Origin of the sequence: Amycolatopsis sp. (assembly GCF_035276945.1) — a bacterium.
Lineage (GTDB): Bacteria > Actinomycetota > Actinomycetes > Mycobacteriales > Pseudonocardiaceae > Amycolatopsis_E.
The window spans coordinates 63,652-84,159 of record NZ_DATELF010000183.1; the positions used below are offsets into that span (position 1 = coordinate 63,652).

The 20,508-nt window shown below is 68.1% G+C and carries 23 protein-coding genes and 1 pseudogene; 18 read left to right on the forward strand and 6 right to left on the reverse strand.

Annotated features, from left to right (window positions below; genetic code table 11):
* Positions 1–73 precede the first annotated feature (73 nt).
* From VJT49_RS33945 to VJT49_RS33985, 9 genes are all read left to right on the forward strand, one after another.
* Positions 74–1,000 carry a proline dehydrogenase family protein gene (locus tag VJT49_RS33945; protein WP_324169081.1) on the forward strand — a complete coding sequence of 309 codons (927 nt, stop codon included), beginning with the start codon at positions 74–76 and terminating at the stop codon, positions 998–1,000.
* A 123-nt stretch (positions 1,001–1,123) separates the two neighbouring features.
* A complete protein-coding gene (locus VJT49_RS33950; RefSeq protein WP_324169082.1) occupies positions 1,124–2,071 on the forward strand; it encodes a sugar kinase in 948 nt (315 codons plus the stop codon).
* 113 nt (positions 2,072–2,184) lie between these two features.
* The gene (locus VJT49_RS33955) at positions 2,185–3,372 is read left to right on the forward strand and encodes an LLM class flavin-dependent oxidoreductase (protein ID WP_324169083.1); all 1,188 of its coding nucleotides are present in this window, start codon (positions 2,185–2,187) and stop codon (positions 3,370–3,372) included.
* 8 nt (positions 3,373–3,380) lie between these two features.
* Positions 3,381–3,800 carry a MarR family winged helix-turn-helix transcriptional regulator gene (locus VJT49_RS33960; RefSeq protein ID WP_324169084.1) on the forward strand — a complete coding sequence of 140 codons (420 nt, stop codon included), beginning with the start codon at positions 3,381–3,383 and terminating at the stop codon, positions 3,798–3,800.
* Positions 3,801–3,820: 20 nt separating this feature from the next.
* A complete protein-coding gene (locus tag VJT49_RS33965) occupies positions 3,821–4,510 on the forward strand; it encodes a CE1759 family FMN reductase (protein WP_324169085.1) in 690 nt (229 codons plus the stop codon).
* Positions 4,507–4,701, forward strand: coding sequence for a substrate-binding domain-containing protein (locus VJT49_RS33970; RefSeq protein WP_324169086.1), 195 nt, complete (start codon positions 4,507–4,509; stop codon positions 4,699–4,701). Before VJT49_RS33965 ends, VJT49_RS33970 begins: the two co-directional genes overlap by 4 nt.
* A 47-nt stretch (positions 4,702–4,748) precedes the next feature.
* On the forward strand, positions 4,749–5,399 hold the full coding sequence (locus VJT49_RS33975) for a class I SAM-dependent methyltransferase (RefSeq protein ID WP_324169087.1): 651 nt from the start codon (positions 4,749–4,751) through the stop codon (positions 5,397–5,399).
* A gap of 75 nt (positions 5,400–5,474) precedes the next feature.
* Positions 5,475–7,130, forward strand: coding sequence for an AMP-binding protein (locus VJT49_RS33980; protein WP_324169088.1), 1,656 nt, complete (start codon positions 5,475–5,477; stop codon positions 7,128–7,130).
* A gap of 307 nt (positions 7,131–7,437) precedes the next feature.
* Positions 7,438–8,658, forward strand: a complete 1,221-nt coding sequence (locus VJT49_RS33985; protein ID WP_324169089.1) for a cytochrome P450 — start codon at positions 7,438–7,440, stop codon at positions 8,656–8,658.
* Between the two features lie 30 nt (positions 8,659–8,688).
* Here the strand turns inward: VJT49_RS33985 and VJT49_RS33990 are convergent, their stop codons facing one another.
* Genes VJT49_RS33990 through VJT49_RS34000 form a run of 3 tightly spaced genes read right to left on the reverse strand, consistent with a single transcriptional unit; the run spans position 8,689 to position 10,085 of the window.
* Entirely contained in the window at positions 8,689–9,546 is an 858-nt protein-coding gene (locus VJT49_RS33990) for a class I SAM-dependent methyltransferase (protein ID WP_324169090.1), read from the reverse strand.
* A gap of 16 nt (positions 9,547–9,562) precedes the next feature.
* Positions 9,563–9,907, reverse strand: a complete 345-nt coding sequence (locus VJT49_RS33995; RefSeq protein ID WP_324169091.1) for a VOC family protein — start codon at positions 9,905–9,907, stop codon at positions 9,563–9,565.
* Between the two features lies 1 nt (position 9,908).
* On the reverse strand, positions 9,909–10,085 hold the full coding sequence (locus VJT49_RS34000; protein ID WP_324169092.1) for a CopG family transcriptional regulator: 177 nt from the start codon (positions 10,083–10,085) through the stop codon (positions 9,909–9,911).
* A 145-nt stretch (positions 10,086–10,230) separates the two neighbouring features.
* Between VJT49_RS34000 and VJT49_RS34005 the strand changes: the two genes are divergently transcribed.
* The 3 genes from VJT49_RS34005 (at position 10,231) to VJT49_RS34015 (ending at position 12,356) form a co-directional block, all read left to right on the forward strand.
* Positions 10,231–10,446: a hypothetical protein gene (locus VJT49_RS34005; RefSeq protein ID WP_324169093.1), complete on the forward strand. Its 216-nt coding sequence runs from the start codon at positions 10,231–10,233 to the stop codon at positions 10,444–10,446.
* Between the two features lie 323 nt (positions 10,447–10,769).
* The gene (locus tag VJT49_RS34010; protein WP_324169094.1) at positions 10,770–11,339 is read left to right on the forward strand and encodes a hypothetical protein; all 570 of its coding nucleotides are present in this window, start codon (positions 10,770–10,772) and stop codon (positions 11,337–11,339) included.
* A gap of 516 nt (positions 11,340–11,855) precedes the next feature.
* Entirely contained in the window at positions 11,856–12,356 is a 501-nt protein-coding gene (locus tag VJT49_RS34015; protein ID WP_324169095.1) for a molybdopterin-binding protein, read from the forward strand.
* A gap of 91 nt (positions 12,357–12,447) precedes the next feature.
* Here the strand turns inward: VJT49_RS34015 and VJT49_RS34020 are convergent, their stop codons facing one another.
* Positions 12,448–12,828: a hypothetical protein gene (locus VJT49_RS34020; protein WP_324169096.1), complete on the reverse strand. Its 381-nt coding sequence runs from the start codon at positions 12,826–12,828 to the stop codon at positions 12,448–12,450.
* Positions 12,819–13,145, reverse strand: coding sequence for a PadR family transcriptional regulator (locus tag VJT49_RS34025; RefSeq protein WP_324169097.1), 327 nt, complete (start codon positions 13,143–13,145; stop codon positions 12,819–12,821). The genes VJT49_RS34020 and VJT49_RS34025 overlap by 10 nt, the downstream gene beginning before the upstream one ends.
* Before the next feature lie 473 nt (positions 13,146–13,618).
* Here VJT49_RS34025 and VJT49_RS34030 point away from each other — a divergent pair, with 473 nt between their 5' ends.
* From VJT49_RS34030 to VJT49_RS34055, 6 genes are read left to right on the forward strand one after another with little or no spacing between them, the layout of a single operon-like run.
* Positions 13,619–13,771 (forward strand): hypothetical protein, encoded by a 153-nt coding sequence (locus tag VJT49_RS34030; RefSeq protein WP_324169098.1) that lies wholly within the window; start codon positions 13,619–13,621, stop codon positions 13,769–13,771.
* Positions 13,768–14,697 (forward strand): ABC transporter ATP-binding protein, encoded by a 930-nt coding sequence (locus VJT49_RS34035; RefSeq protein WP_324169099.1) that lies wholly within the window; start codon positions 13,768–13,770, stop codon positions 14,695–14,697. The genes VJT49_RS34030 and VJT49_RS34035 overlap by 4 nt, the downstream gene beginning before the upstream one ends.
* On the forward strand, positions 14,694–15,530 hold the full coding sequence (locus VJT49_RS34040) for an ABC transporter permease (RefSeq protein ID WP_324169100.1): 837 nt from the start codon (positions 14,694–14,696) through the stop codon (positions 15,528–15,530). Before VJT49_RS34035 ends, VJT49_RS34040 begins: the two co-directional genes overlap by 4 nt.
* Before the next feature lie 14 nt (positions 15,531–15,544).
* Complete coding sequence (locus VJT49_RS34045; RefSeq protein ID WP_324169101.1) at positions 15,545–16,039, forward strand: hypothetical protein; 495 nt, start codon at positions 15,545–15,547, stop codon at positions 16,037–16,039.
* Between the two features lie 50 nt (positions 16,040–16,089).
* Positions 16,090–17,742, forward strand: coding sequence for a peptide-N4-asparagine amidase (locus tag VJT49_RS34050; RefSeq protein WP_324169102.1), 1,653 nt, complete (start codon positions 16,090–16,092; stop codon positions 17,740–17,742).
* A gap of 38 nt (positions 17,743–17,780) precedes the next feature.
* Positions 17,781–18,635: an SAM-dependent methyltransferase gene (locus tag VJT49_RS34055; protein ID WP_324169103.1), complete on the forward strand. Its 855-nt coding sequence runs from the start codon at positions 17,781–17,783 to the stop codon at positions 18,633–18,635.
* Between the two features lie 752 nt (positions 18,636–19,387).
* On the opposite strand, the pseudogene VJT49_RS34060 reads toward VJT49_RS34055, so the two are convergent.
* Positions 19,388–19,812 (reverse strand): annotated as a pseudogene (locus VJT49_RS34060) (IS66 family transposase); the annotation flags it as partial.
* Positions 19,813–20,508: the final 696 nt, after the last annotated feature.

The window sequence follows — 20,508 nt, forward strand, 5'->3', positions numbered from 1 at the left end:
GGGTGGCGGAAGAGGTTCCGCGCCTCACCGCAAGCGTCTCCGCTTCGAAACACGATCCAGAAGGGCATCCGTCATGCTGCGCTCCGCGCTGATCACCGCCTCCCGCTCCGCGAACTGCCGTGACCTGGCCGAGCGCACTCCCCTGGTGCGGCCGGTCGTCGATCGTTTCGTCGCCGGCCCCACCACGGGCGATGCCATCGCCGTCGCCCGCGAACTCGCCGCCGACCGGTTGATCTCGCTCGACCACCTCGGCGAAGACACCCACTCCCGCGCGCAAGCCGGACAGGCGGTCGAGTCCTACCGCACCCTGCTGCGGCGGCTCGCCGACGAGGGGTTGGGCGAGCGCGCGGAGGTTTCGGTGAAGCTGTCCGCCCTCGGTCAGGCCCTGCCCGGCGACGGCGGGAAAATCGCGCTGGCGAACACCTGGCGGATCTGCGAGGCCGCGGCGGCGGCGGGCACCATGGTCACGGTGGACATGGAGGACCACACGACCACCGACTCGACCCTGTCCATCGTCCAGGCCCTGCGCGCCGACTTCCGCGACACGGGAACGGTGCTGCAGGCCCACCTCAAGCGGACCGAGGGCGACTGTGCGGACCTGGCGGGGCCGAACTCGAGGATCCGGTTGTGCAAGGGAGCCTACGACGAACCGGCATCCGTCGCCTACCGCGCGAAGTCCGATGTGGACGCTTCCTACGTACGGTGCCTGAAAGTCCTGATGAGCGGCCAGGGCCACCCCATGGTCGCCACCCACGATTCCCGCCTGCTCGAGATCGCGATGCGGCTGGCGGATCAGGCCGGGCGTTCGAGGGACGACTACGAACTCCAGATGCTGTACGGCGTCCGCCCGGCCCTGCAGGCCGAACTGGCGCGCAACGGCCTGCGGTTACGGGTGTATCTGCCGTACGGCACCGAGTGGTATCCATACTTCATGCGCCGCCTGGGCGAGCGTCCGGCCAACCTGACCTTCTTCCTCCGCTCCCTCACCGGCCGTCGTTGAGTCGCGCCCCGCAACTGTGTGGAAAGCGCTTTCACCCGCCGCACGGCAGGTGACCTACGCTGACGACGGCGGTGAGCTGACCCAGCCGGCACTACAGTGTGGTCAGGGCCGGAGGAGGAACACGTGTCGAGGACTTGGCCACCGGTGGTGTGCGTCGGGGAGACCATGGCACAGGTGGTGCCGGAGGGCGGCGGGTCGCTGGCCGGTGCGAGCACGTTCAGCCTGCGCACCGCCGGTGCGGAGTCGAACGTGGCGCAGGGCCTCGCGCAGTTGGGCAACCGGGTGTACTGGATGGGCAGGCTGGGCGAAGACGCGCTGGGCCGGCGGATCGTGCGGGACCTCACGGCCGCCGGGATCGATGTCTCGCTGGTCCGCAGGATCCCCGGGATGCGCACCGGGTTGTTCCTCAAGGACCCGGGCGCGCTCGGCTCGGTCGTCACCTACTACCGGGAGTCCTCCGCCGCGTCGACGATGTCCATTGAGGACATCGAGAGCGCGCTGGCGCCCGGCCCCGCCCTGATGCACCTCAGCGGTATCACACCCGCGTTGTCCAGTACCTGCGAGGCCGCGGCGCGGCACGCGCTGCGGGAGTGCCGTGACCGCGGGGTCCGCACCTCGTTCGACGTCAACTACCGCCCGGTTCTCTGGCCGTCCCGGGACGGGGCCGCTCGCCGGCTCCTGGACCTGGCGAACTCGGCGGACGTGGTCTTCGTGGGCCTCGACGAGGCGGAAAGCCTGTGGGGTGTGCGCAGCGCGCGGGAGACGCGGGACCTGCTGTCCGCTCCCGGAACCCTGGTGGTCAAGGACGGCCCACGGGAGGCGGTTTCCTTCGCCGGTACCGAAGAGACCGTGGTGCCCGCACGCACGGTCGACGTCGTCGAACCGGTGGGGGCCGGCGACGCCTTCGCCGCCGGCTGGCTGCACGGGATGCTCCACGACCTGCCCCAGCACGTGCGACTGCGTCTCGGCCACCTCATGGCGGCGGCAGCGCTGACCTCGCTGACAGACCACTTCGTGCTGCCCACCGGACCGGACGAGTTCGTCCGCGAGGCATGCCTCGACGCCCGCTGACACCCACACCGTGTCCATCACCACACCGCGCGGACGCTCGGGGAATAGCGGGACGCCCCGGCCGGTTCAGCTCCATGCAAACGCATAGAGTTGAGGGCGAAGGAGACGGCACCATGCAGTTCGGAGTGTTCTCGGTCAGCGACATCACCCGGGATCCGGTGTCGGGAGAGACGCCGAGCGAGGCGGAGCGGATCGACGCGATCGTGCGGATCGCCCAGAAGACCGAGGAAGTCGGACTCGACGTGTTCGCCATCGGCGAGCACCACAACCCGCCGTTCTTCTCGTCCGCGCCGACGACACTGTTGTCCTACATCGCGGCGACCACCGAGAAGCTGATCGTGACCACGTCGACGACGCTGATCACGACGAACGACCCGGTGCGCATCGCCGAGGAGTACGCGATGCTGCAGCACCTGGCGAAAGGCCGGATGGACCTGATGCTCGGGCGTGGCAACACCGGCCCGGTGTATCCGTGGTTCGGCCAGGACATCCGCCAGGGCCTGCCGCTGGCGCTGGAGAACTACAACCTGCTCCACCGGTTGTGGCGCGAGGACGTGGTGGACTGGGAAGGAAAGTTCCGTACCCCGCTGCAGGGCTTCACCTCGATCCCCCGCCCGTTGGACGACGTGCCGCCGTTCGTCTGGCACGGCTCGATCCGCACCCCCGAGATCGCCGAGCAGGCCGCCTACTACGGAGACGGCTTCTTCGCCAACAACATCTTCTGGCCGAAGGAGCACTTCATGCGCCTGATCCGGTTCTACCGGCAACGCTTCGCCCACTACGGCCACGGCACCGAGAAACAGGCCATCGTCGGTCTGGGTGGCCAGGCCTACCTCGCCCGCAGGTCGCAGGACGCCATCCGGGAGTTCCGCCCCTACTTCGACGAGGCACCGGTCTACGGGCACGGCCCCTCGATGGAAGACTTCATGCGGATGACGCCGCTGTCGGTGGGCAGCCCCCAGGAGGTCATCGACAAGACCCTGACCTTCCGTGAGTCCTTCGGCGACTACCAGCGCCAGCTGTTCATGATGGACCATGCCGGCCTGCCGTTGAAGACCGTGCTCAACCAGCTGGACCTGCTCGGCGAGGAGGTCGTGCCCACGCTGCGCGAGGAGCTGGCCGCCAAGCGCGATCCGGAGGTTCCGGACGGGCCGACGCACGCCGCCCTGGTCAAGGCGAAGTACGGCGACCAGCCGCCCCGGCAGCCGCGCCCGAACGCCAACCGCGGCGACAACGTGACCGGTTCCTCCCCTTACCAGGACAGCGACCCGGCCGTGCAAGCCGACTACCCGAGCCTGTGACACCGGCCGTGACGCGGCGAGCCAACGACGCGTGGGAGGCCCTGCTGTCCGCCCACGCCCGCCTGATCAAGGACTTCACGGCCGAAGACATCTGGCGTGAGGTGTCCATGCGGGAGTACGACGTGCTCTACACCCTGTCCAAGTGCCGGGAACCCCTGCGCATCGGCGAGTTGCACCGGGACGTCCTGCTCAGCCAGCCGGCCCTGTCCCGCATGGTGGACCGGCTGGCCGAGCGCGGGTTCATCGAGCGGCAGCCGGACCCGATGGACGGGCGCGGTGTCCGGCTGTCCCTGACCGACACCGGCCGGGACGTCCAGCGGCGGATCGGCCACCGGCATGCCCGCGGCGTGGCCCGCGCGATGACCGCCAGGCTGAGCCCGGACGAACTCCGGCAACTGGAAACGATCTGCTCGAAGCTGGCCCACTGACCACCGGCAAGGAAGCACTCATGAACACCCGGAAGCAGCCCTTCACCCTCGTGGTCGTCACGGCCGGAACCAGCGACCCGTCCTCGACCCGGCTGCTCGCCGACCGGACCGCGCAACGCGTGAACGAACTGGCGCGCCGGCGCGGGAACGAGGTGGCCGTGCGGGTCATCGACCTCCGTGAGCTCGCCACCGAGATCACCACCGCGCTGGTCTCCCAGCTGACCGGGCCGAAACTGGGAAAAGCGATCGCCGCGCTCGGCGACGCCGATGGGATCGTCGCGAGTACTCCGGTCCACAAGGCCGGCGCCAGCGGCCTGTTCACCTCGTTCTTCCAGATCCTGGACAACGACCTGCTGATCGCCAAACCAGCCGTGCTCGCCGCCACCGCGGGAACCGCCCGGCACGCGCTGGTCGTCGATGACCAGCTCCGGTCCCTGTTCGCGTACCTGCGGGCCATCACCGTGCCGACCTCGCTGTTCGCCACCTCCGAAGACTGGGTCGATCCCGCCCTCAACAAGCGCGTCGACCGTGCCGCCTTCGAGCTGGTGCTCCTGATGGAAAGCGGTTTCGCGCGGCAGGTCAGGGACGAGTCCTGGCACAACTACCAGCACGAGTTCGGCAGCGCGGGCGGCACCGAAACCGACATCGACCTCGACATCGACCTCGACTCCGACCTCATGCGGCTGGCCACCGGGGGATCCGCTCAGTGAAGCCAGGGGAGAACACGGCGGTCGGCTGCCGGCCACCGCTGACCAGTGTCGACATGGCACCGGAGAAGCTCGGGACCGCCGCCGAACTGCTCTTGGCCGCGATCAACGGCGAGCCGGCCCCGGGGCGGCACACGCGGCCGTGCCGGCTGGTGGCCCGGGAGTCGACGGCGATCCCGATTTCCGGGAGGTGACGGTTCGCCGATCGCCCGTGCCCACCCGGCGTTGGTAGCGTCGGCACATGGACCAACCGCGAGCCCGGGCGCGGGTGATGACGGCAGCAGAGCTGTTCGACGCGATCGGCGCCGGCTACGAAGACGCGTTCGGGCGCCCGCCGATCCTGGCCGGGGCGATCCGGGCGATCACCCAACGCCTGCGACCGGGCGCACGCGTGCTGGACATCGGCAGCGGCACGGGCAAACCGGTTGCCGAGGAACTGAGCCGCGCGGGATACGAAGTCGTCGGGCTCGACGTGTCGGCCGTGATGGTGGAGCTGGCCCGCGAACGCGTCCCGCGAGCCACGTTCCAGCACGCCGACGTCCGGAACTGGTCCTCACCGCCGGCATCCTGGGATGCGGTATGCGCCTTCTTCCCGTTCCTGCAAATGTCCCGGGCGGACACGGCCGCCACGCTGCACCGCGTCGCCGGCTGGCTGGTCCCCGGCGGAACCCTCGCGCTGGTCACGGTCCCGATGGACGTGGAGAACCTGCCGGTGCCCTTCCTCGGCCATCAGGTCCGGATCACCAGCTTCGCCACCGCCGACCTTCTCCACGTGATCGAACGGGCAGGCCTGGAGGTCACCGCCACCCGTTCGGAGACGTTCCATCCCGACCGGGCCGGGCAGCCGGCCGAGGAACATCTCCTTGTGCTCGCCCGGAATCCGGAGCAGTAACGCGCTGCGGGCACTCCCGCGGCGGTACGGTGGCGGGACTCGGCCGCTTGATCACTCGACAAGGAGCCAACGACTGTGGCAGCCCTGACGGACCTCGCTTATTGGCCCGCCGATACCAGCCGGCCCGTGCTGGACCTGACCACCGGGGATCTCCTGCGCGAAGCCGCCCGCGATGCCGGGGAAGCCACGGCCGTCATCGAGGTCGCGCCACCGGGCACGCCGTCGCCGGCCGGCGCGGAACGCACCGACCGCCACTGGACCTACCGGCAGCTCCTGGCCGAGGCCGAGCAATGCGCGCACTGGTTGCTGACCCAATTCGCCCCCGGTGAGCGGATCACCGTCTGGGCCCCCAACGTCCCCGAGTGGATCATCCTGCAATACGGTGCCGCACTGGCCGGACTGATCGTGGTCACCGCCAATCCGGCGCTACGCGCGGCAGAGCTGCGCTACGTTCTCGAACAATCCCGTTCGGCGGGGCTGTTCCACACCGCCGCCTTCCGCGGTAGCGACATGGCCGCGATCGCGCGGGAAGCGGCAGCCGGACTACCCGAGCTGCGCACCACGTTCTGCTTCGCCGGCTGGCAGGCGACAGTGCGCGCCCACCAGGCAGGCGACGGCACGCTGCCGACGGTGCGGCCCGGCGACCCGGCCCAGATCCAGTACACCTCCGGCACCACCGGATTCCCGAAGGGCGCCCTGCTGCACCACCGCGGACTGGTCGCCAACGCCCGGTTCATGATCGACCGCACGGGGCTGCCCGAGCGAGGCGGCCTGGCCTCCGCGATGCCCCTGTTCCACACCGCGGGCTGTGCGATGGGCGTGCTCGGCTCGGCACACCAGCGAGCCCGCTACATCGTGTGCCAGCTCTTCGACCCCGAGCTCGTCCTCACCGCGGCTGAAGACCACCACGCGAACCTCCTGGCCGGCGTCCCCACCATGCTCATCGCCATGCTGAGCCACCCCGGCTTCGGCAAGTTCGACCTGTCCCGCCTGTCGGTGGTGCTCTCCGGCGGCAGTCCCGTCCCGCCCGAACTGGTTCACCGCGTCGAGCAGCGCTTCGGCGTCCAGTTCACCTCGGTGTACGGCCAAACCGAACTGTCCCCGGTGGTGACGCAATCCAGCCCGGACGACTCCCCCGACGACAAGGCCACCACCGCCGGTCGCCCACTGCCGCACCTCGAGGTCGCCGTCCGCGACCCGGCCACCGGGGACACCGTGCCGATCGGCGAGCAGGGGGAAATCTGCGCCCGCGGCTACCAGGCCATGCTCGGCTACTACGAGATGCCCGAACGCACCGCGGAAACCGTCGACCCGGAAGGCTGGGTCCACACCGGCGACCTCGGCGTCCTCGACCAGCGCGGCTACCTGCGGATCACCGGCCGCCTCAAGGACATGATCATCCGCGGTGGGGAGAACGTCTACGCCACCGAGATCGAGCAGGTGCTGTTCACCCACCCCGGCGTCCGAGACGTCGCCGTACTCGGTTTGCCCGACCCCGCCTGGGGCGAGATCGTCGCCGCCGTGCTGGTGGCAGGCCAACCCGGCCGGCCTCCCGCGGTCACCGAACTCCACGACCTCTGCCGCACCCACCTCGCGCCCCACAAGACCCCGGCCCGCTGGTTCCAGACCGCCGAACTACCCCTCACCGGATCCGGAAAAACTCAGAAATTCCGCCTCCGCGACCAGATCGACCGCGGCGAGCTCGACGAACTCCGAAAGAACGAGCAGTAGTAGCTCGTCGCGCATTATGCTGATCCCCAGCGGGATCACCCGGCCGCCGGGCCCCGCGAGGTCCGGCGAGCACCGTCGGCGCCAGGCTGCCGCTGGAGCGCCACGGTGACCGACCCCGCCACCGGCATCAGCAAGCTGAACAGCGACATCCCCCACTTCCCGTACATGTCCCCTCGGCAAGGACTTCGGTGATGGAAGGACCACTTTCGAACCGGGGCGCCGGGAGAATAGCTCAGTCGATTGACTTAGAATAGCGGGGCCGGGTGATCGGTCGCGTGCTCGAGGCCGATGTCGAGGAGGATGCGCGGTGAGCCACAGCCAGAACGAGCGAGTGCTGAGCTACCCGATCGCCAGCCCGGCGGCTCTGGAGCCGCCTGCCGAGTGGGTGCGGCTGCGCCGCCAGTGCCCGGTGGCGCGGGCGAAGCTGCCCAGCGGGGACGAGGTGTCGCTGGTCACCCGCTACGAGGACGTCAAGTTCGTGCTGTCCCACCCCGGCTTCACCCGGCGGCTGGACGCGCCCGACGCGGCGCGGCTCACCGACACCGAATCGGGCGGCGTGTTCAACAACGAGGTGTCGGCGGTGCTCCCCCAAGGGGGCGAGGGGCACCTGGGGTGGCGACGGATGATCAGCAAGTGGTTCACGATGAAGCGCATGGCTGTGCTGCGACCCCGCATCGAGGCGATGGCCGGGCGGCTCGTCGACGAGATGGTCGAGCAGGGGCACCCGGCCGACCTGAAGGCGAGCCTGGGCTTTCCGCTGCCGGTCTGGGTCATCTGCGACATGCTCGGCGTGCCCGGCTCCGACCGGGACCGGTTCTCCTACTGGTCGGACACCATGCTCAACCTGACCCGCTACACCGAGGCGGAGGTGAACGCGGCCCAGGAGGAGTTCTGGGCGTACATGGCCGCCCACGTCACCGCCAAACGGGCGGAGCCGGGCGAGGACATCCTCAGCGCGCTCATCGTCACCAGCGACGCGGAAGGCGGCAAGCTGCCGGACAAGGCACTGGTGGCCACCGGCCTGGGCCTGCTGGTCGCCGGGCACGAGACCACCGCGAACATGATCGGCAAGATGGCCGGCATGCTGCTGGCCGACCGGCGGCGCTGGGAGCGACTGCTGGCCGACCCGTCGCTGGTTCGCACGGCGGTGGAAGAGGTGTTGCGGTTCGACGCCAACGCGGGCCTCGGCATGGTGCGCTACATCGGCGAGCCGGTCGACGTGGCCGGAACCTCGCTGCCCGCGGGCACCACGGTGATGTGCAGCATGGCCGCGGCGAACCGCGACGAGACGGCGTTCGAGGGCGCCAACCGGATGGACCTGACCCGCAGCCCGAACCCGCACCTGGCCTTCGGCGCCGGGGCCCACTCGTGCCCGGGCCAGCCGCTGGCCCGTACCGAACTCCAGGTGGTGCTCGAGGTGCTGCTACGCAAGCTTCCCTCCCTGGAGCTCGCGGTGCCGGCCGACGAGTTGCGCACCGTGGACGGGCTGGTGGTCGGCGGGCTGCGCGAAGTTCCGGTGCGGTGGTGACGGTGTCGGGCCATCGCATGGGAAGCCGGGTCAGGTCGTGGCCACCAGCAGGTCTTCCCCGCCTGCCGGGCGAAGACCGTCGGTCCGGCCGGCGAAGTGGCGGTCGCCGAGCGAAGTCCCCGCAATATGCCGGGTGTCCTCGAAACCCGCTCGGCGCGCCAGTGCCAGCATTTCCGGCGGGGTGTAAAAGCTGACGAAGGGTGTCCCGGCTGCCCGCGCTCCTTCCTCGCTGGCCAGGAGTGCGGGCCGATCGGCGTCGTCGAGAAGTTCCGCCGGCAGCAGGAACGTCATGGCGAGCGTCGAGCCCGCGGCGAACCCGGCGATCTGGCGCAGAGTCGCCCTGGTCGTGTCTTTCGTCAGGTACATGGTGACGCCGGTGGAGACAACGACGGACGGCCGGCCGGGATCGAAGCCGGCGGCGCACAGCCGCGCCAACCAGGACTCGTTCGCCTCGAAGTCGACGGGCACCAGCCGCAGCCAATCGGGGATACCGTAGCCGAGCCCGAGCAGGCGCTGCCGCTTCCAGGCCTGGGGGCCGGGCTGATCGACCTCGAACACCCGTAGCCGGGCGGCGATCTCCGGCCTGCGCTGGGCGAAGGTGTCCAGACCGGCACCCAGGATGACGTACTGGGCGACGCCGTGACCGGCCTGCTCGGTAACCAGGTCCTCGACGAACCGGGCACGCGCCACAATGGCCGCCCGCAATCCCCGGGTGCCACGCGGATCCATGTCCGGCCGGCCGGGCCAGCCGTCTTCGGGGGCCGCCAGACGCAGCCCGATCTCATCCTCCAGCACATGGGGCGCCGGATCGACCCGGACGTGCATCGCCCGCCAGAGCGCGACCCGCTCGGCGGTGCCGTCCGGCGCCACGGTTTCCTCGCCTGTCACGACGCTCCCCTCGCGCTCAGTTCTTGGCCGGGGCCTGCAGGCTCCAGAGCCGCCCGTCGGGGTCCCGCACCACCATTTCCCTGGTCCCGTAATGGGTGTCCTCGAACGGCGTGACCACCTCGACGGCGGGATCAGTGTGGAACGCGTCCGCGTCGGGGACCTTCAGGGCGATCCGCATTTGAGGCTCTCGGTCCTCGGGAACCTCGGCGATGAACACGTAAGGACCATCGCCGTTGCGAAGCTGGCCGGAGTTGTGATCGGTCGAGAACTCCAGTTCGAAGCCCAGTGCCTGGAAGAACTTCGCGGCCTTGCCCCAGTTGTGGGTCTCCAGGAACACGGCCTCGATTCCTTCGGTGGACATGTCAGTCTCCTTCCCCAGACGATTGCTGTTGCTGCTCATGGGCGTCGAGGTAGGCGCGCAGCGCCTCGGCGACCAACGCCGACAGGGACAGGCCCTCCTCGATGGCGTGGTGCTTGACCTGCTTGATCAGCCCGATCGGCAGGTACACGTTGAACTGCTTGACATCCTCACCGCCCACAACCTGATGCTAGCATCCTAGCCGCTTGCTGTCGCCGGTCATGCCCCGAAGAACGGGAACGGGTGCGGCGCGTTGCCGCTCGTGTCGGCCGGCACCGGCGCGACGTCGCGAAGACGTAACGATGTTTGCCCGGCGGTTCGCAACCATGGACCGTCACGAGTTCGTCACCATGGCGCCTGACAGTGAATTCCGCGGGGTCAACTGGGCCGATCCCCGCGACAACTTCACCAGCGACGAGGTGGTGCCCAGCGGACTGTCGGTGACCGACGACTACGGCACCGTCTACCGGACCACTCGGCGCATGGTGCGGGGGTTCCGGCAGAACCTGGGAGCCGACACGCTGCGGTTCCGGCAAGGGTGAGGACGAGCGCGCCACAGGCGACGTAGAACTGCTTACGCATCAGGCATTTCCTCCCGGTCAAGGAGCCACTCGTGCGGCCAGGCCGCTGAAAGAACGGCCGCGGCCGGGCGGACACCCCGGACCGGAACGGTGAACATCAACCAAAGTCGATACGAAAGTCGTGCCCGATCAACACACGTGACACAAAGGCCAAAATTCAGTCACAGCGCCCGAAAACCGCGAAACAGGGACACAAATCCGCAATTCGCACATATGGGCATTGTGGTGTGGACTATCGCGCCGCGGCTCGGCAAGATCGGCCGAGCGGGATGAGGAGGACCAGTGTGAAGATCCGGACGGCTCTGGCTGTCGCCGTCCTTTGTGCGACGACGGCGACGACCGCCTGCCGCACCCCCACGAGCGGCGCGCCGGCCGGCGGTGTGCCGGCCGGCGGCACGCAAACCTCGGTGGCCGGGCCCGGCACCTGCCATATGCGTACGGAAGGCGGTCAGCCGCTGCCGGATCCCGCCTGCACGCCGGGCGCGACCAACCCACAGGTCACCCAGGCGACCTTGAAACAGACCGCGTGCCAGTCCGGCTGGACGAAGACCGTGCGCCCGCCGACGTCCTACACCGACAAGCTGAAACGGGAACAGATCTCCGCGTACGGCTATGGAGACACCAAGGCGGGCGACTACGAGGAAGACCACCTGGTTTCGCTGGAGCTCGGCGGAAGTCCGGACGATCCGCGCAACCTCTGGCCCGAGCCCGGCACTTCCCCCAACGCGAAGGACAAGGTCGAAAACGACCTGCACGCGGCCGTGTGCTCCGGCCGCGTCACCCTCGCCGCGGCACAACAGGCCATAGCCTCGGACTGGACCACCGCCGAGCAACGGCTCGGCATCGGCAGCTGAGCACCGCGATCACCAGGAACGCCGCCGACGAACTGGCCAGGTCGACCGAGGTCTCGCTGACGGCCGTGTCGAATGGTCGTGTCACCCCGGTGGCGCCGAACCGCTCCGCGGGTCATCGGTGTGCTCGTGGGCGGCCTGCGGGCCGTCTACCTCGTCGGTCGAGGCGTCACGGAACTTTGGCTCGTCGACTACTCCAACCCCACCAGCTACCAGAACGCTTGGGGCGGCCCCAGTCTCCTGGGGGTACTCGCCGTACACAGCGGCCCTGGCTTTGCTGTCGTCGTAGCCGCGCTGCTATGGCTGCGCCGTCGGCTTCGCCGCGAAACCGCGGACGCCGCGCGCAGGGGCCGAACAGTCCTGCCGACAGCCGATCGGCTGTGATCCGCAGATGCCGTTCAACTTGGCAGTGAGATCCGCTTGTACGGTCTGAAAGACGGAAAAGCCGCGTGTTTGCGGATCGGTAACAAGTCCCGTTCGGCGGCTGTGCGGGTGCCGGACGCGATCTACGGTCGAGGTATGGAGCCGTCGCCGCGCGGGGTGGAGGGGCCGGCGCCGTTGACCGTTGGCCGGCGTGCCCCGCTGGGACCTGGGCAGGTACTGATCACGGGGGACGTGGCCGGGGAACGGGTCGTCGACACGGCCGAGTTGGATGCTCGCGCGCGGGTGCGGCAAGAAGTGCGTTATGTGACCCGGCGGCTGCGCGAGGTGCACCGGGTATGCGGGGTCCCGTTGTATGACGTGCTCGCCGACGTACGTCCCCGGCTCGACGCACGGCACAAGATGGGCCAGCTCAACGTGGTTGTGGTCGCGATGTCCGAGGACGGCTACCAGGTGGTGCTGTCACTGGCGGAGATCGATCCGCGGTTCGGGGCGTGCGCCGCGCTGCTGGCCACCCGCTACAACGGACAGGTGCTGACCTGGCCGACGCTGGTGATGCCGTGCGACGGGCGGGCCAGCCGGTATGTGCGCGGGTTGTGCCGGCTGTGCCTGGTGAACGTCGCTCCCTGGGGTCGGTGAGCCGGCCACAGCGGTGACCGCCACTGCAACGGCGACAACGGCGAGCGTCACGAGGTGTGTACCTGTATCGGCGCCGGATTGACGGGTCAGGTCAGTCGCGGCGATCGTGCTGGGGCTCATGGCCGTGCCGCTCCCGCCGTCCGCGAAGCTTCCCTGTGATCAGCGCCAGCCACGGGCCAACGGTGCCGAGCAGGAGCAATGCCCGGGGAAGATCGGTCGGCGCCCAAAGGATGTTGTCGGCCAGTCCGCCGCGCAGTGCCGCCTGGTTGCAAGCCACTGACGCCAGGAACGCCGCGGCAGCCAGTATCCCGGTCATGTGCGCGCGGGTTCGCAGCCGCCCGGCGTGGATGACGACGTTGGCCACGGCAAGCGGGGTGAGGCGGCTGTCTTCCAGCAAGGCGCCGAATTCTTCGCCGTAGCGGGCCCGCCAATCCTTGGGATGGAGTGCCACCAGTACGCGGATCATGCCCATGCCAGTCGGGTCCTTCCGGTCTCCACGATCCGGGACCACCGCCGCAACTGGGCGATGAGCGCTTCCCGTCCGGCGGCAGTAATCTCGTAGGGACGGCGGCGATCTTCGCTCGGGAGCGGGGCGATGAGCCCGAGCTGTTCCAGTTTGGCGAGTGAGCCGTACAACGTGCCCGGGCCCAGCCGGATCCCGGTGCGTTCCGCCACGTCGGCGGTGATGGCGTAGCCGTGCTTGGGTCCGTCGCTCAACGCCAGAAGCACCAGCACCCCCGGCTCCCCGAACCGGGCCAACCCGGCATCGTCCCGCCCTTGCCTCGCCATACGTTATATCGTATGGCGAAGTAACTCGGACGTCAAACCCGCAGGGGCAAGGATCGGCCAGTTTGCGGGTGAAGCGAAGGCGTAGGCGGTCGGCGGCACGGTGCGCCCGGGCGGCCGGAAATGACCGTTGAGGACCAAAAAGATCTGGTCATTGCCGGCCACCAGGTCGCGCCCCCTCGCCGAAATCGGACAGCGTCCGCCTGCCCGTCGGCACCGGAGTCCACCAGCTCGTGGATCGTGAGGATCGCGGGCAGCTCCGGGTGCCGGCCTCTCGGCGCCGGTTATCGGGACAATTGGGTATTCCGGTACAGATCCGGCGAATCGTTTGAAAACATGGTTTCGCCGTACACCGTTACCCGATGTTCGGTTCATCGTTGACGCGCGGTCGCTTTACGGTGGTTCGCTGCGCGTGAACAAGCTTCCCCTTGGCGAACAGCCCGGCTCGGAGCAGGCGAACAGCAGGAGTGGCCACAATGAAACGACTCGCGCGGGCCGGGATCACCACCGCGACCGGGCCGGCGGTGGGCGGAGCAACTGTCGAACCAGGCGATCCGGGAGAGCGTCAAGGGTGCCGGATGCCGGCAACCGGCTACTCGGTCGGCGCCCCGGACGGTGACGGCAATTGACCGCGGTCGAAGTCGAGGGCCTGACCAAACACTTCGGGGACGTCCGCGCCCTCGCCGGGGTGGACATGCGGGTCCCGGTGGGCCGGGTGCACGGCCTTCTCGGCCCGAACGGAGCGGGCAAAACCACGTTGCTGAGGGTGCTTTTCGGGCTGATCCGCCCGGACGGCGGGACGGTGCGGGTGCTCGGGAGAACCCCGGACAAAGGTGACGACTTCCGGGAAGGGGTCGCGGGTTTCGTGGAAAGCCCCAGCTTCTACCCATACCTGTCGGGCAGGAGGAATCTGGAACTCCTCGCGAAACTCGACGGTGGCGCGGCCGCCGCGAAGGTGGACGAGGTGATCGAACACGTCGGTCTCGCCTTGCGCGAGAAGGACAAGGTCGGCGGGTACTCCCTGGGCATGAGGCAGCGGCTGGGGATCGCCGCGGCGCTGCTGCGCGCACCCCGGCTGCTGGTGCTGGACGAGCCGGCGAACGGGCTGGACCCGGCCGGCATTCGCGACATGCGGGCCCTGCTCCGCGGCCTCGGCGAAAGCGGTTTCACGGTGCTGCTCAGCAGTCACAACATGGACGAGGTCGAGTCCCTGTGCGAGAGCGTGACCATCATGCGCACCGGCCAGGTCGTCCACGACGGCTCGATCGAGGACCTGCGGGCTCAGGCCCCTGCCCCGGCCCACTGTCTGCGCACCGCCGACGATCACCAGGCACTCGAACTGGCGCGAACACAGCCGACGCTCAGCGTGGCGGAAAGCCCGGACGGTGGCCTGTCGATCAGGGCCGACCAGGAGGAGCTCGACGCCTATACGTTCACCCTGTTCAAGGCCGGGATCGCCATCCGGGAACTGAGACTCCTGCGTACCTCGCTGGAATCGTTGTTCTCCATGCTCACCGAGGCCCCTGATCAGAGCGCGGGAGGAGCGGACCGGTGACCGAAACAGTGCGCGTTCGCTGGGGTGCCGGAGTGGTCTACCGATGCGAGCTCGTGAAGCTGACCGCCCAGTGGTGGGTCAAGGCGATTCTCGGCGCATGCTTCGTGGCGCCGTTCGCGTTCGCGCTGGCCATCGAGATGCAGGACACGGAACCGACCGACACGTTGTTCGGGCGCTGGGTCCACGACAGCGGGTTCGCCAGCCCACTGGTCGTGCTCGGTTTCGCGACCCAGTGGGGCTTTCCCCTGCTCGCATGCCTCGTGGCCGGAGACATCTTCTCGTCCGAGGACCGCTACGGCACCTGGAAGACGATCCTGACCCGGTCACGCGGGCGCACGGAGATCCTGATCGGCAAGTCGCTGGCCGCCGCCTCGTACTCGGTGGCGGTGGTGGTGCTGTCCGCGGCCGGGAGTCTCCTCTCGGGGGTGCTGCTGCTCGGTCACCAGCCGCTCGTCAACCTTTCCGGCACCCCGCTGCCGGCCGGGCGGGCCGCCGGGTTGGTGGCGCTGAGCTGGGCCACGGCGTTGCCGCCGGTCCTGGGATTCACCGCACTGGGCCTGTTCTTCTCGCTCACCACCCGCAACAGCGTCGCGGGTGTGCTCGGGTCCACCGTGATCGGGCTGCTGATGGAGATCTACGCGTTCGTCAACGGCCCCGACGTCATCAGGCACCTGCTCCTGACCACCCCGTTCGACTCCTGGCACGGCTTCCTGGTCGACAAGCCGTTCTACGGGCCGCTCGAGGAAGGCCTCGCGGTGTCCGCCGCCTATGTGGTGGTGCTCATGGCCGCCGCCTACGTCGTCATCCGCCGCCGAGATTTCACGGAAGGCTGAAAGCATTGCCCCGCATGACCCTGCCGTCGCCCCAGCGCGTGTTCGCCGTCGCCGCACTGGCGGCCGTGGTCCTCGGCGGCACGGCCGGATGCGGTGGTCCGGACATCACGCGTGCCCGGCTCGAAGCGTCCATCGGATCGACGTTCGTGAATCTGTACAACGTCGGCCAGCACGTGCAGTCGGGAACGCAGGATTCCCAGCCGGCCGGCGCGACCGGGATATCCGATTCCCTCACCTTCGACGCCGCACCCCATTGCACGAAGGGCGGCAAGGACGTGGCGGTGAGCGGACCCGGCGCGGACTGGGCCTGCCTGCTGTTCTGGCCGTCACCGGTCACCGAAACGCTCGTGCGCGTCGAATACGAGGTCACCGTGCTGCCGAACGGCTGCTACACCGCGCAGGGACCGTCCACTTTGGTGGGACAGCAGAAGGTGCGGGGCGCGGACGGGCGGACTCACACCAACCCGCTGTACGAGTTCGACGGCTGCTTCGACACCATCGGCTCCTGACGCCGTTCGGGTCTGGCGGAGGGGCCTGTTGGTGTGCTGAGATCTCCAGCGTGCGCAGAGTCGGTGTCCTGGCGGCGGTGGTTTCCCTCGCGTTGCCCGTTTCGGCCTGGCTCGCGCCGGCCGCCTGGCCGGCCGTCGAAATCAACTCCCAGAACCCGGTCACCGCCGAACCACCGGTTTCCCGGCCGGACACGAAGTCGTGCACCGAAACGCTGGCCGACCGTTTCCCATCGAACGCGGCCGACGGCGCCACGCAGTTCTTCAGCGGGACCCTCACGCCGCCTCCCGGCTGCCGCGGGCCGTGGACCAAGGTGATCCTGGACTGGACCACCAGCGTCAAGGGCAGGCAGTACGACCGGACCGCCTCGCTGACCCTCGGCGGGACGACGGTCTACTACGGTACCACGTATGAGCCTGATCCCGCCAGCATCAGCTACCACGTGAGCAAGGACATCACCGGCTACAGCGCCCTGTTCCGGTCTCCCCAGCCGTTCTCCGGCGGGATCGAGAACTACGTCAACAGCACGTACGACGGCGTCTACGAGCAGACGGTCAGCGTCACCTTCTATCAGGCCGACCGTGCGCACCCCGCACCCGCCGAACCGGACCGCGTGGTGGGCATGGGCATCAAGAACACCGACGCGAACGCGCCGACCGTGCGTTTCACCGCCGCGGACCTGCCACGCAACCTCGTTCGCGCCTACCTCGAGGTCTATGTCAAGGGCAACGGCTGCGACGAACAGTGGTTCACCGACGTACCCGACGACATCGCCGCGAAGTACCCGGACTCCTTGTGTGGAAAGGGCCCATACCGCGAAGTGGCCGCCTCGGTCGACGGCACCCTGGCCGGAGTGACGCAGTATTTCCCCTATATCTACACCGGAGGAATCGTGCCCACGCTGTGGCGGCCGATCCCGGCGGTCGGCACCTTCGACATGACGCCCGAATTGCTGGACATCACGCCTTTCGTCGGCCGGCTGGTCGACGGGGGAAGCCACGACGTCGCGCTGACGGTGGCCAACGCCGGAGACGTCTGGAACCTCGGCGCGAACCTCCTGCTCTACGTGGACCACAGGGCCGCCCGCACGTCCGGTGCCCTCACCGCCGACACCATCGCGCCTGGCGCCGTCACGAACACCACTGAGCAGCCGAACCCGGACGGGTCCATCGCTTCGACCATGACGGCGGCACGCGACTGGACGGTCAGCGGTTACGTCGACACGTCGGCCGGCCGTGTCGAAACGTCCGTGACCCAGCACGTGACCTATCGCAACACCGGCACCGTCGCCGACGCCGGCTGGCGCCAGGACGTGACCCAGGCCGACGACGGGTGGACCCGCACCACAACGTCCGCGCGAGGTGGCCCCGTCCGGTCCAGCGTGCACACCTGGTCCTATCCCATCACCGTTTCCTGGGCCAGCCAGGTTACCGACGGTGACAACTTCGTCCTCAACGGTAGCGTCGACATGACGCGCAGGCTGTCCGACACCGAGAACACGGGTAGCACCTGCTCGAAACGGGCGGAGTCCAGCGACGAGGTGTCATCGAAGGCCGTTTTCCAGCGCTCGAACGGGCAGGTCGGGCAAGCCGACGGGGCCGAATGGCAGCACTACGCCGGCCCGGACGACACCGGTCGCTGGTATGACCACTACCTGGCCGCCGAACACGGCTACGTGACCGTGAACCGCCTGCACACCTCTTGAAGCGGCTGCCAGCGGCATCGTGTGGCATGCTGTGGCGCGTGGCGGATGACGGTGACGTGCTGCGGGACATCGATGAGACTGTGGACAAGCCGTCCGCGGCGCGGGTGTACGACTACTTCCTGGGTGGCAGCCACCATTACGCCATTGATCACGCGTTCGCCGAGAAGGTCACGGCGCGCTTTCCGCTCCTTCCGCAGTCGGCGGTCGCCAGCCGCCAGTTTCTCGGACGCGCGGTCCGCTACTGTGCCCGGGCCGGGATCACGCAGTTCGTGGACATCGGTTCCGGACTGCCCGCCCCGGGCAACCTGCACGAGGTCGCCGACCAGGCGCGCCCGAAGCGCGACACGCATGTCGTCTACGTCGACAACGAGCCGCTGGCCGTGCTCCATTCGGAGATCCTGCTCGCCGACGGCGCGGACGAGAAGCGACACAGGGCGATCGCCGGTGACTTCCTGTGGCCCCCCGATCTGTGGCGCCGGGTGCTCGAAACCCGGATTATCGATCCGTTCCGGCCTATCGCGCTGGTGGTCAACGCGGTCCTGCACTTCATCAAGAACGAACAGAATCCCGGCATCGCGCTGGACTTCTACCGCAGGAAACTTGTCCCTGGCTCGATGTTGGTGTTGTCTCAGTTCAGCCAGGAGGGCCTGTCCGACGACGATGACGACTGGCGCGAGGTGCAGGATTTGGTGCGGTACTACGAAAGCACGACCAACCCGGGGCAGTTGCGCACCGCGGCGGAGTTCACCCGGTTTTTCGGGGACTGGGACCTCGTGGAGCCGGGCCTGGTGTATGCCCCGGCATGGCGCCCCGCCAAGGACACCGTCCTGGCGGACCAGCCGTCGAAGTCACGGGTGATCGCCGGCGTGGCGTGCAAAGGCGGACAACCGTGACCTGACGGTCACTGTCGGCGCTCAAGAAATTTTCCGGCTGAGGCCGGTTTTCGCTCACGAGATTCCCGTGAGCGATGACAGAATGTCGCGGTATCGAACTTGAGGCGAAATTCCAGGACGTCGGTGTGGCCATGTCCCACCGCATCACCGCCCGGGTGACCGACGGATTTCTCCATGAGGTCCGCCACCGATCAGACACGAAGGACCTCGCCGTGACACCTGCCTCCTATCGTCGACTCAGTGAATTGTCGCGACAGTTCGCGATTGTCGAAAATGGACTACTCGAATGGAAAGCGGTGCTGTACAAGAGATTTCTCGCGTATCGGCGGGCGTCGAGAGCAGGCAACGGGATGGTTTCGCCGCGTCGCTTCCAGCCACCCGTCTGCGAACGAGGTCCGCCCAGACGGACATGCGCATCGTTGTTCATTGCTGCGTAACGAAGACACAATCCGTCGGGCTATCCGGCATCACGATGATGGGCACTCGGAGAACCACTCCGGCCCCGCCGCGGTCGATGTGCAGGCACACGCCAGCACGACGCCAGGGCGGCGTTTCAGCTTGAAAGCCACGTGACTCCCGCGGCCCCCGCCAGATGCGGTCGGCGTTCGTCAAGCGGCACTTCACCGGGAACGACCCGAAGCTGACCGGCTTCGGCGTTGGTCAGGCGGGCCAGACGACCGCCGGGCAACTCCATCTCGACGGTTGCAGGAGTGCACCGCCGAATGTGCGACGCCGTCCGCTGGTAGCTGTTCACCTGGTGTGAGTGTCGGTGGTAGCCATGGTCCGGTGGTGCAGAGTTGGTGGAGGGCGCCGAGTTTGTCGAGTCCCCATTGGGTAGCGGTGTCCAGATAGGACTGGACGATGGCGAAGTCGATGAGGCCGGCCAGGGTGCGCCAGCAGCCGCCGGAGGTACGTCGCCGGATCTTGACTGGGCGGACGGCTCTTTCCGCGCAGTTGTTGGTGAACAGCACCGACAGGTCGGCGGCGAATCTGAGGATGATGTCTTCGTATCGTCGGAACCGTGCGATGAGGGTTCGTGCCTTGCTGGCGAGTGTGGTGTGTTGGCCTCGGGCCAACGCACCCAGGTAGTGGTGCGGATTTGCTTGAGTGTGACCTTGCCGAGACGGTCGGCGCCGCGCTCGCGGGCCTGATGCGCCGCTTGGTTGACGTCGAGCACAAGATCATCTCAGGAGCCGATCCCCTCACCGACACCGCCTACCCACCAGCTGAACAGCTACGTCCGCTGTCGTGCGCGATCGCGGCAGATGACGCGGAGATGGTGTCATCCCAGCCGGCAAAACAAGGCTACGGCGGGCGCGCGGCGAGGTCCGCAGTTTTAGAAAATTCGATCCACTATCCGGGAAAACCAATGCTCGGGCCGTTTTTTCTCAGCCGCGCGAACGTGAATCGTGGTAAAAAGATCTCCGTAGAACCGCGCAACAGAGAGGAAGGTTATGTTCGGAATGGGCAAGAAAGTTGCCTTGGCCGCCTTGGCCATAGCCGGGACGATGGGCGGACTCAGCACGCCTGCCGTTGCAGCTGCGTCACCTGCCGCAGCCCCGGCGGCAGTCGGATGTCAGAATTGGAGCGACCAAAACACCTTCGGCGTCACGTGCACCGACGTAGTACGCTTCCGGGCGGTTTCCAGATGCGATGACGGTAACTGGTACCAAGGACCGTGGGTCACTTCCGGCTGGTCGTACGTCTACTGCGCGGGCCACGGTGGGAAGCCCAGCGGGGGTTACGGGGATTGGCGAACGAACTGATTGGTGTGTGCGGTCCTCGCGGGGATCAGCCGCTGTGTTTCGTGGTACGGCGGCCGCCCTGTTGGTGTGGTGACCGGACTCGCTGATCACCGAGCGGGCAAGCGAGC